Annotated in this window: 10 protein-coding genes and 1 pseudogene; 3 read left to right on the plus strand and 8 right to left on the minus strand. The window is 37.0% G+C overall.

Annotation, left to right across the window (positions count from 1 at the left end):
• The 3 genes and pseudogenes from F6K22_RS17535 to F6K22_RS17545 form a co-directional block, all read right to left on the minus strand.
• Positions 1 to 379: pseudogene (locus F6K22_RS17535) on the minus strand (hypothetical protein); the annotation flags it as partial.
• A gap of 19 nt (positions 380 to 398) precedes the next feature.
• Positions 399 to 1,370 (minus strand): hypothetical protein, encoded by a 972-nt coding sequence (locus tag F6K22_RS17540; protein WP_293100366.1) that lies wholly within the window; start codon positions 1,368 to 1,370, stop codon positions 399 to 401.
• Positions 1,371 to 1,388: 18 nt separating this feature from the next.
• A complete protein-coding gene (locus tag F6K22_RS17545) occupies positions 1,389 to 3,605 on the minus strand; it encodes a hypothetical protein (RefSeq protein ID WP_293100368.1) in 2,217 nt (738 codons plus the stop codon).
• Positions 3,606 to 4,564: 959 nt separating this feature from the next.
• Between F6K22_RS17545 and F6K22_RS17550 the strand changes: the two genes are divergently transcribed.
• Positions 4,565 to 5,113, plus strand: a complete 549-nt coding sequence (locus F6K22_RS17550; protein ID WP_293100370.1) for a flavodoxin — start codon at positions 4,565 to 4,567, stop codon at positions 5,111 to 5,113.
• Between the two features lie 281 nt (positions 5,114 to 5,394).
• On the opposite strand, the gene F6K22_RS17555 is transcribed toward F6K22_RS17550, so the two are convergent.
• The 5 genes from F6K22_RS17555 to petE all read right to left on the minus strand — a co-directional run bounded on the left by F6K22_RS17555 (position 5,395) and on the right by petE (position 9,247).
• A complete protein-coding gene (locus F6K22_RS17555) occupies positions 5,395 to 6,096 on the minus strand; it encodes an HhH-GPD family protein (protein ID WP_293100372.1) in 702 nt (233 codons plus the stop codon).
• Positions 6,097 to 6,114: 18 nt separating this feature from the next.
• Complete coding sequence (locus F6K22_RS17560) at positions 6,115 to 6,519, minus strand: DUF416 family protein (protein WP_293100375.1); 405 nt, start codon at positions 6,517 to 6,519, stop codon at positions 6,115 to 6,117.
• 266 nt (positions 6,520 to 6,785) lie between these two features.
• The gene (locus tag F6K22_RS17565; RefSeq protein WP_293100377.1) at positions 6,786 to 7,715 is read right to left on the minus strand and encodes a tetratricopeptide repeat protein; all 930 of its coding nucleotides are present in this window, start codon (positions 7,713 to 7,715) and stop codon (positions 6,786 to 6,788) included.
• Positions 7,716 to 7,902: 187 nt separating this feature from the next.
• A complete protein-coding gene (petJ, locus tag F6K22_RS17570; protein ID WP_293100380.1) occupies positions 7,903 to 8,232 on the minus strand; it encodes a cytochrome c6 PetJ in 330 nt (109 codons plus the stop codon).
• Between the two features lie 613 nt (positions 8,233 to 8,845).
• The gene (petE, locus tag F6K22_RS17575; protein ID WP_293100383.1) at positions 8,846 to 9,247 is read right to left on the minus strand and encodes a plastocyanin; all 402 of its coding nucleotides are present in this window, start codon (positions 9,245 to 9,247) and stop codon (positions 8,846 to 8,848) included.
• A gap of 140 nt (positions 9,248 to 9,387) precedes the next feature.
• Here petE and F6K22_RS17580 point away from each other — a divergent pair, with 140 nt between their 5' ends.
• Both F6K22_RS17580 and F6K22_RS17585 read left to right on the plus strand, forming a co-directional pair.
• Complete coding sequence (locus F6K22_RS17580) at positions 9,388 to 9,810, plus strand: BlaI/MecI/CopY family transcriptional regulator (RefSeq protein ID WP_293100386.1); 423 nt, start codon at positions 9,388 to 9,390, stop codon at positions 9,808 to 9,810.
• Complete coding sequence (locus tag F6K22_RS17585; protein WP_293100389.1) at positions 9,810 to 10,655, plus strand: M56 family metallopeptidase; 846 nt, start codon at positions 9,810 to 9,812, stop codon at positions 10,653 to 10,655. Before F6K22_RS17580 ends, F6K22_RS17585 begins: the two co-directional genes overlap by 1 nt.
• Positions 10,656 to 10,893 lie beyond the last annotated feature (238 nt).

Below are 10,893 nucleotides of genomic sequence, written 5' to 3' on the forward strand. Positions count from 1 at the left end.
TCTTTTCATTTGGCTCGACTGCATTGTTAATTTCCTCTTTAAATAAAGTATCTTGCCCTAAAACACTTTGTAACCCTCGAATTGCTAAAGCTCTCAATATCTGTTCATCTTGATCTTCACCAATCCAAGCCACAGAATTACGGATTGTTCTGTCCCTATAATCCTTTCCCTGACTTGATATATCTCTAACTAGCAAAAGCAATTTATCGCCACTCCTTACTAATAGTAAGGAAAGAGCATTAAGGTCTAGCAAATGTTGAAATTCTTCAACCAACGGGGGATAGTATATATCTTCTTGGTTACTATCAAAACTAATTTTTTTCCATTGGTAGTCGTAATCTTGTGAAACTCCTCTACTTTGAACATAAATACTTTTCATTACTTAACTCCTATTAATTCTATTCAATATCTAACCAATTTTGTCCTTGTAATACAGTAAAACCACTATCAGTTCTACATCCTTGAGAAGACTGAATAATTGATGATTTAAGATGTTCATTCATTCCCAAAAACTCTTGAAAAATACCAGCTAAACCCAACCATTTTGATTTTTTTTGAGCCAGATGTAGCTTCAAAACAAACCTTAAAAGATATCGCAAAGGTTGATCGCTATCTTGAGGCTCATATTCAGCATCGTGGCTAATTTTACGAAAATAAAAATGTGGTCGATTTTCCTTTACTTCAATTCTAGAGAAAACAACTGTCCCTACAGTCTGAACGGGAGTAATTACAGTTGTTACCCAAGGATTTAGGGTTTCGTGGCGGAAAAGAGCAAGCAGATCGGCATATCCCTCTTTAATACTTCTGAGTAGACGGGTCGCACTTGTTGGGTTCTTCATATACTTTTCACATCTGACTGGTGCAAATATTACTAGACGTGGTGATTTCATTTCTTTGTAAACACTTGCAAACAAATGCTTAATTTGCTTAGGCCGATTTTGAAGTTCATGCCACTTTCCTTTTGCTTCCATTAGTGCTGGAGCATCAACCGCGATCAAAATTGCTACAGAATCTTGTAGAAGGTTTTCAACAATTTGTTTTCTATCTGGAGGTGCATCAGAGGAGAGCCAACTACCTGGAAAGTCTTGAAAGTTTAACCTTAAAAAAGGTTTAGCTCCTTTCTTTCCTATATCAAAAATAAAAGACTGAGGATCTGTAGTGGCTAATATTCCTCCTGTTGCTTCAAAATCATCAAGTAATCCTTTCAATTCCCCTAGACGTTCTTGTAAAATAGCATTACTTTCTTGATCGGGTGTAAGTTGCAAGTCAGTCAGACCAATAGTTTTGTCAAACTGCTCATACATAGCTGTCAAAAGGCTAGTTTTACCTACCCCAGTAGCTCCCATCATCGCAATTTTCAGTTCTTGCATTTTAATCTCCTTACTTTATTAACTAATAAACTGCATTGAATCTAATTGATTAGCTTGATTTACAGACTCTACTGCTGCTAACCAATCTTGCCTCAACTTAGTACGTTCTCCCAGTAATTCAAATTCTTCTGGCCAGACGGCAGAGCGCTCTTGATTTAGAAAGATACGCCATTCAATCTTTACCCCTTTTGCCCTAAGTACGCGATCGAGAAATTCTTCAACAATTGCAAAACCAGCTTGAGAAGGTTCAGAAAGTAAATCTTCCAAGGCATTTTCGCACTGATAAACAGCTTCACCTTGCAAGGTTTTTAGGTTATTCATTATCTGCATCTGTATTTCTTCATCTGATGCAGATTTAGAGAGCTTAAGCTTAAGTGTAGTTTTATCTGGAGTCAGACCATCCAAACACTTACGAATCCGGTGCTGCACAAACCCGCGATAAGATAGCTCAAACTCTGCCAGAATTTTAAAGCCATATTTGAGTTTACTGGGTTCCCCTCCAATAAGTTGCTCTGGGATTAAGGTAGCGATCGCTTCAATAAATTCTGCTGCTCTTGATTCCGCAAAGTTTCCTAAACGCCCTTTTTCAACAAGCACCTCTGTTACTTGAGATTTAACCCGATTTAAAGAACGTTTTAAACCTTCATCTAAAGAGAGGAATTTTTGTGACAAGTAAGCGCGAATTTCATTGAGATAAATATTGTAGGCATTTTCATAAGATTTCTCCTGATCTCGCTTTTTCTGTATCTCTTCTGGGGATGATGGAACTCCTGTATCATCTCTACACTCCTGGAGAGCCATATTTACGGACTCCTGAAAGTCGCGGTCGTATTTATCTACTTCTTTACTTAAATCCCTTAACAATCCTTCAAGACCGCTGGTAAGTTCTTCCCAAATATTCTCAAACAAGACTTCAAACTGTGCTGTTTCTGCTGGTTGTCTTGCCTGTCCCAAAGCATTTTTAGCTTTCTCTACCTCTGCATTTACTGTACTTTGAATTTGTTGCAAACGCTCTTGACAAGAGGAAGCATACTCCCGGTCAAGAGAAGTAATATTTGCTGCTAAATAACTCAGAACTCGATCCAAAATCTTTTCATTAGCTTCATCTGGGTTTGCACAGTCAGCGATAACCGACTCAGAAACATTAATATGCTTATTTCCCAGGTCTGCTGCTAATTGTTTACACAAATTAGAGTTATCACCTAACACTGAATTGCTATCTGTTGCGTTGAAAACCATGAAAGACCATTTTTCCAAGGGTAGATCAACTAAAGCAGAACGAGCAATATCATAAAGAATTACATCCACATCTCCAAGGAAGTCACCACTAGATTTAGGCATTCGGACAAACAAAACTAAGTCTATATCTTGACCCAGTGTTTTTAGTAGTCTTTCCTCATCCCCAATACCTGTATCTCCTAACCCTGGAAGATCGACTAAAGCTATTTGCCCAACCTCAGAATTAGGAAAATTACAAACAATCTTCACTTCTTGAACTGCTAAGTAATTGTAATAGATGCGTTCTCCAGCAAGATTATCTTGAGCTACATACTCCCGAATTTCTTCTTTAGTAATTCGACGTGGTGAAGACTCCCGCAACAAGTGGCGATATTTGTCAATATTGATATGAGATCCTCGTAAATGTTCATATTTAGCTCCAACTTCTGCACCATTTTGATTTGCTGGTAACTCTGGTAAAGGTTTGCTGGCAAATTCTTCTAGGGTAATTGGTTTTGCCCCTAATTTTAACTGATCGTAATAAGGCATTATCACCTCATCTAAAAACGAACGCTCGTTATAAAACCAAACTTCACCAGAGGTTTCAAATGCTGGATTATGATGAATTGTACTGCGGACTCCCGTGCAATGCTGGCCACTGCCATCGGGAATTTCTGCTGCTGTTAGTCCAGTTAAACTTTGTAATAGCCTACTTTTACCTTGTCGCGCTCGTCCAACTACGCCGATATTGAGAGTATCACGAGAGAAACGAGTTTTGAGTTTGTAAAGAGTATCTAACTCGCTAGAAATATTACGTTGAATGGGAGATGTATTAATTTCCTTAAGTTGTCCAATTACTTTTGGATCGTCTACTTTATCAACTAACTCATCCCGATAATTTTCAAGTTTATTAAGTGCTGAAGAAAGCAATTCTAGATTTTTCTTAACACTTTCAATTTTGTTTGCTAGAGGTTGACGCTGCTGTATAATAGCAGTAATTTGTTGGACTCTACTCATAATTTTTTTGATAATCTAGTTAGGAATACCCACACGCGAACCTAGAAACCCTGTTTTTTCCTAGATTTATACTGTTAAAACCAAGAATTTCTCCTATAAACCGGGTTTCTTTACATTTTTTGGTACAGTACGATTCTAACTTTTGAAATTATCATCAGCAATAGTAGTATTTACCTAATCAAACTGATTTTTTATTGCGACAACATATGAAATTATATTAAGTAATATCAAATCAAATTGAGTTTGTTTAATCAATAATTCAAAGATGATTTAGCAAAAAAATTCTGGAGCGATCGCACCCACACGAATACTTTTTCAATCCAAACTAAATTTATTGAGAAGTCTTATTAATTAGTAATAGTTTAAATAAAAATACTATATAATCTTTAGGACTCAAAAATATGTAGTGTATTTACTTCAAAAGTATAAACTAAACTAAAAGAATTATCAAGTACAATTGATACAGATTTCAATTAATTTACCCGATATATTCAAAATATAGATAGGGTTGATACAAAAAGCCATATCTATTCCAAGGTCATCTGAAGCACTTGTCTCTATTGACCTTTGTTATTTGATTTGGCTTGGGGATACAATCGACAACTTATTGAAATTACTTCTTATTTAGCTTCAAGCTAGACTAACCCATAGAGAAATCTTAAGTCTCGCACCTGAAGTAGGCTAACTCAAGATGTGATAGCATTGAGTACGTTAGACAATTCTGCAATTAATATCAAATCCACTTACTTTAGAGTTGGGAGATTCTATAAAGAGGCAAAAAGGGGTTTGGTCACTAAACCCTTACAATATTGAATTGTACCAATACTACCGGATTTGATATAACTTGTAAAAATCAACGAGATACCCTCAAACATCTTGGTGGGTCTAGTGCGATTTGCTTTCCCCAGTAGATTCAATCAACTTTCATTTAGACGTAACACTAATCAGGAGTGTCGATAATGGCAAAAATTGGCATCTTTTACGGTAGCACATCTGGCGTAACAGCAGAAATCGCTGAAACAATCCACGAAAAATTAGGCGAAGAACTTTGTGATATCATAGATATGGAAGAAGATTACGACGAATTTAGTCAACTTCTTGAATACGATTATTTATTATTGGGTTGTTCGACCTGGGGAGCTGGGGAAGTGCAGAATGCTTGGCGCGAACCACTTTTTGACATGGATATCGAAAAGCCTGATTTTACTGGAAAGACTATTGCTTTGTTTGGTGCAGCAGATCAAGTTGGTCATGGAAAGCACTTTGCTGGCGCATTGCAACTCATGTGCGACCAATTCGAGAAGCTTGGTGCAACTATAGTAGGAGAGTTTCCTACTGAAGGTTACACTTTTGAGCATTCTACCGCCGTGCGTGATGGTAAATTTGTAGGATTACCACTTGATGAAGTTAATCAAAGCGATCTAACTGAAGAGAGAATTACACAGTGGTTGGAAACACTACGCCCCATCTTTATTGGTGAAGAAAGTCCTGTATTAGTAACTGCTTAGATGGCGAAAGTTTTGTAGCACCAAACAAGCAACGGTAAGAAAAAATTTTACTATCAAAGATTTCTCTAAATCTCAGAATTGGAAATCTTGTTGCTAATTTTTGTAGCGATCGCTGTTGAAACTAAAACAGCATCATTGTATTGCATCTGTAAAAAATTGTTTTGTTTGCATATCAGTTCATCTCCTTTTGGGTTGGGTAATAATTATATTACTCAACTTTTTTATTTATAGCAATTTTCATATATAGTAGGGGGAACTGTCGGATTACTGAGGTACAGGAGTTAGGAGTCAGAATAGTTTATTTTGGAATAGCTGCATTGCTCTTCCAACGGGCAGTTTTGACAGCGAGGACGAGAGGCGGTGCAACTGGCAGATCCGAAGTCTATTAAGGTTAGATTCCAGATATCGACGTTTGTCTTGGGGGCGATAATTTCTGCGATTCCCCAAAGTACCTTGCAGCGAGATTTTACCCGGTTTCCTTTGATGCCGAAGAAGCGCTCAATTATTCTGGCAATATTAGTATCCAGGACTGCTAAGGGTTGTTTGAAGGCGTTGGTGCAGATTGAACGTGCTGTATATTTGCCTACTCCCGGTAGTTCTAACAGTTCGGTTTCGGTGGCGGGGATTTTTCCTCCATACTTTTCGAGGATAATTTGAGCTGCCTGGTGAAGTCTTTTGGCTCGAAAGTGCAAGCCCAGGGGAGCTAGCTGTTGGGCTATTTCTTCGATGTTTGTGGTAGCGATCGCTTCTGGAGAAAAGTATTGAGCGAGAAAGGTTTCGTAAATTTTTTCAGCAGTAGTCGCATCGGTTTTTTGCAAGAGAAGTTCGGCGATGAAAATGGCGTAGGGGTCAGTAGTACGTCGCCAGGGGAAGTCGCGGAAGTTGGCAATAGACCATGTTTGAAGTTGGCGACGAAACCATTGGATTTGTTTTTCTGGGAGTGCGGGAATCTCGTTTTTTGAAGGGGAATGTGTGTTTTTCATGGGGCGTCTGTCTGGTTTTTAAGACAGGTCTATTAGACTTTTACCATTATTATGAGAAGTGGTACGAAGCCATTCAAGAAGTTTTGGTTCTAAAGTTTTGGCATCTTTTAACCTTTGTAAATCTTCATTTTGTTTAGCCATTTCTCTTACGGCAAATGGATGTTTGGCAATTGTTTCTATATATTCTGGAGAATTCATATCTACATTCCAATCGTGAAATAGTTCGATTCCGGCTACTAAATATTCTGCGACTTTGAGAATAGTCTTCAAAGTTGGATTGATGCAAGCATCCAGAGTATAGTAAATAGCAGAACAGGTTTCTTGTGCCTGTCCGCAATACCCGGCAAAGTCCTCTGGTTCTGGTATTGTATAGAGAAGGTAAGGAAGAAGGAAGAAGGAAGAAGCAAAGGAAAAACCTGACATAAGGTAAATATTTCCCCAACTTTTACACAAACGATACCAGCGGACATGATATCATTTTTTATTGCAGAATGTGGGTTAAAGGATGGGTTTGGAGACTAAACCCCCTACGAAATTGCAAATTATTGACAGATACCAAAAACTCAGTCAGATATTACTTTTGACTTTTGATTTTTGACTTCCTAATACAGACCCGGTTTCTATGCTTTTTGATACTGATAGATGTTTTGGGGCGCTAAAGCGCAACTACAAACAAAGACTTTAGCTTTTTAACCAATGGCAGTTTGATTAGATGATAACAGCCATTTTTGTAATCCATTAATCAATGCTTGAGTATGATGATAAGCGGACATATTACCTCGATCGCAAAAACACTTTGCAGCAGCTTGCAAATCTTGAATTGCTGTTTGATAAAGTCCGGACTCTTGGCGCAATAACCCTCGGTTTAAATATGCTTGAGCTTCATGGGGATTAAGTTTTAGAGTTTTACTAAAGTCTGCTATTGCTGCTTTAATATTTCCCATCTTGCTACAAACACAACCTCGGTTATAATAAGCTCTAGAGTTACCAGCATCCATATAAATAGCATAACTAAAATCTGCCTTTGCTTTGTGCATATTTTTTGACATTAAATATGCAAGACCCCTTTCATTATAAATATCTGCTTGATTAAAATTAGCATCTTGCTGAGTATTTGCTAAAATTAGGTTATAGTCTGCTATTGCTTCCTGATAATTATTGAGTTCAAAATTAGCTAATCCTCGGTTATATAAAGCACGAAAATCATTATGGTTTTGGTTAAGCACTTGAGTATATTCTACAATTGCTTGTTGGTAATTACCGATTTCGTAGTAAGCTAAACCTAGGTTGAGATTTGCTTCTATATTTTCTGGATTAATTTTTATTGCTTCGGTGCAGTCAGCGATCGCTTGCTCATATTTTCCCCATTGAAGATAAACTAAACATCTATTACTATAAGCACTTGCAAAGTTAGAATTAAGTTCTATTGCTTTGGTAAAATTTCCAACTGCTTGCTCATAGTTTTTATTTTCAGTATTAGCTATACCTACTGTGAAGAATTTTTTAGCACTTCCGATGTCTGAGTTAGCAGTTGCAATTTTCATCGGTGGAGAGAATGACAAAAATAAGACTGTAACAACTATACCAATGCTGAATAGAAATCGATAAAAGCTATTCATTTGTCACCGTATATATTTACTTCAAATACTAATATTGGGGCGAATATATAGAGCTTAGATTTCATATTTTCTCTAGCTCTAATTTTCACCCCAACTATCAAGGAATATATTATCAAGATGAGAAAGGTTTCATTTGTAAAGTTGGAAACTTTTCTCTCCTATCTTTATCCTAATTTGATATTAATTATTACCAGCCTGCTTCAGCTTGAGCTAGAACATAAGCTGTAACATCTTCAATGGAAGTTTCTCCAAGCCTTTTGAAATTTGGCATCGCATTCTTACCATTTGTTACCTGATAGGCAATTTTCTCTGCACTATACATACCATATTTTTCTAAATCTGCTTTACTTAGAGTCTTTGTTGGGTTAATGCTATTCTTACCTCCAATATGGCAAGCTGCACAGTTACCTACGAATACTTGCTTTCCATGAGCTACATCGGCAGCTAAAGCTGGAGGTTGTACCGCAACAACAACAAACGCTATGGCCAATAGCACAATTGATAGTAATTTTTTCATTTGTTCTCCTCTCTCAACACAAATACAGATTATTGTTAAATCTGCGTTCCCTATTCTGAATTAAGTCAGGCATTACGTCAAACGACAGCTTGTCAAACATAAAAATTCAATTAATCATTATCAAAAAGTTTTTAATGCTACATTCTTTATTTGTACTAATATTTTAAAGTTACTTATTAATGATAAAAATAATTATCCTCCCCCTAAAATACTTAACTTTTAGAGAGAGGAATATTTAATAGTCATCAATTTCAACCTTAATTTAGTTAAGGGTTTGACAATTTCCCTTAACTATGAAATATCTCCAAAAATTATATCTGTCTTTTCTGAAGATATTCTAAGGACGTGCCATGGAACGTCCCTACAGTTTTTTTGCAAATAACTATTTGTGATTAGGCTCAGATAGAGATATTTTTGTCATTGCTAAGTAAGCAGGCACGAATAAATCTAACTGTGCAACGAAATATAAAGTTACTGAAAGCCTTGAGATTGCTTCTCTACACTCCGTTCCGCTCGCAATGACGTACTTGTAAATTTTCCCACCTACCTACTTAATAGCAATGAACCAATCTCAACTTAACCTTTTTAAAATTCTAATATCTCAGTTCTGCTATTATTTTACAATTAGATGGCCAACCATACCTGCACCACGGTGAGGAGTACAGAAGAACTCATAATCACCAGACTTAGCATCTGCTGGAATATTTACATCAAAGCTTTCTCCAGCTTTATATGCTAACTTGTCGTGGGAAAGTGATTTGGCTAAAGATCCATCTGGGGAATTACCAGGATTGAACATTACATTATGAGGGGCAAGCATACCATTTTTAAATGTAACTGTATCACCAGGTTTAACAGTCACTTGTTTGGGACTAAATTGTAGCCCACCAGCACCCATTGTTACTTCATAGTTCGCTGCTTGTGCTGGATTAGAGAATACTAGGCTACCTATAACTAGCATAACTACGGAAGCTAGTATTGCTATAGACTTGGAAAGTGAAGAGATAAAACGCATCTTTAACTCCTGTTTTTTTTGATTATTCTGTATCTAGAAATAATTATACAGTAATAAGACAGACTGTCATACTTAAATAATTTACTAGAAGAACAGGGAATTTTGAACTAGGCCGAGCAAAAATCGAAAAATCAAAAATTATGAGTCCTCTACCAAATTACCGTCCACAACAAATGTCCCTTGGCCCTCTGGAAACAGAAATTTTGAATATTGTTTGGGATTTAGGTTGTGCCACAGTCAAACAGGTACATGAACTTATTCTGGCTGACCCCGACCGAGAGTTAGCTTATACTTCAGTAACAACTGTTCTACGTCGCCTCACTCAAAAAGGTTGGTTAGTCTGTGATGAAAGTGAGCGTGCCTTTGTCTGGCGACCTTTGATTTCTCGGCGAGAAGACAAAATATTGAGAGCACACAAACAATTAAATCAATTTCTGGAAGTAGGAAATCCTGATGTAGTGGCCGCTTTTGCCGATAGTTTGGATTCTGCTAGTATAGAACAAATAGAAGCGATTGCCCAGAAGCTAAAAGCTATACGCAAAGCTAGGGAGGAGGAAAAATAATGCACTTAATTATTATATTTTTGGCTCTAGGTTTAGCTTATGGTCTGAGATGTGTGGATTTTTTTATTTCTCCTCATTGGTTAGTCCGTTGGCAGCGCTGTTTACTATTATTTATTTCTCCGCCCCTACTTCTCATTGCAACGGCCATTGCAGTGATTTGTATGGGGCCTGAAGGAGAAATGCTGGGATTCTCAACTGGATGGGTTAGTTATGTATTGGCCTGGGGTTTTTGCGGATGGACGGCTATTTTGGGTTTAGTTTTAGGCTATCAAGGTTGGCGGTCTGTGCAAAAGGTTAATGATTATCCTCAAATAAATATTAAAGGTAAATCAGTGTTTTTACTTGATAATCCAATTTTATTTAGTGCTCAAATAGGCTTTTGGAATTCTAAGTTAGTTGTTAGTAAAGGACTTGTAGAAAGATTAAATTCCGAGCAACTTTATGCAGTTTTAAATCACGAACAAGGTCACTATTATTATCGAGATACTTTTTGGTTTTTCTGGTTAGGTTGGTTGGGAAAAATAGTTCCTTTTTTACCAAATACTAAAGTTTTGTGGCATGAACTTTTGACTCTGCGAGAAATTCGTGCCGACCAGTGGGCAAAAAAACAAGTGGATGGGTTATTGTTGGCGGAGACTTTGTTGTTAATGGTGAGCGATCGCTTCACTGAACCAAATAACTTTTATGCAGCATTTAGTTGTACTACTCCCCCTAACCGTTTAACAGAAAGAATTGATTCCCTATTAGCAGAACCAGATTTTTCTATGCAGCAAAATAATTACTGGTTTTGGAGTTGGATATTGTTGAATTTTTTACCTTTAATTACTATGTTGTTTCATCAATAAATATCTCCAGAAAAGAGGGAACAGGGAACAGAAAAGAGGGAACAGGGAACACTTAACTGGGAACAGGGAACAGGAAGAAAGAATAGATAATTTATGGATGAGAATTGATTTGATTTTTAATTTTCACGCCTATGTCTAATAAATATCTCGAAAAATCACAAATAATATCAAATCCGGTTAAACAACCTCACTATCAATCTAGTAGTTAGTAGTCGTAGGGGCGAATGGCCATTCGCCC

The organism is Okeania sp. SIO2F4 (assembly GCF_010672385.1).
In the GTDB taxonomy this organism is placed as follows: Bacteria; Cyanobacteriota; Cyanobacteriia; order Cyanobacteriales; family Microcoleaceae; genus Trichodesmium.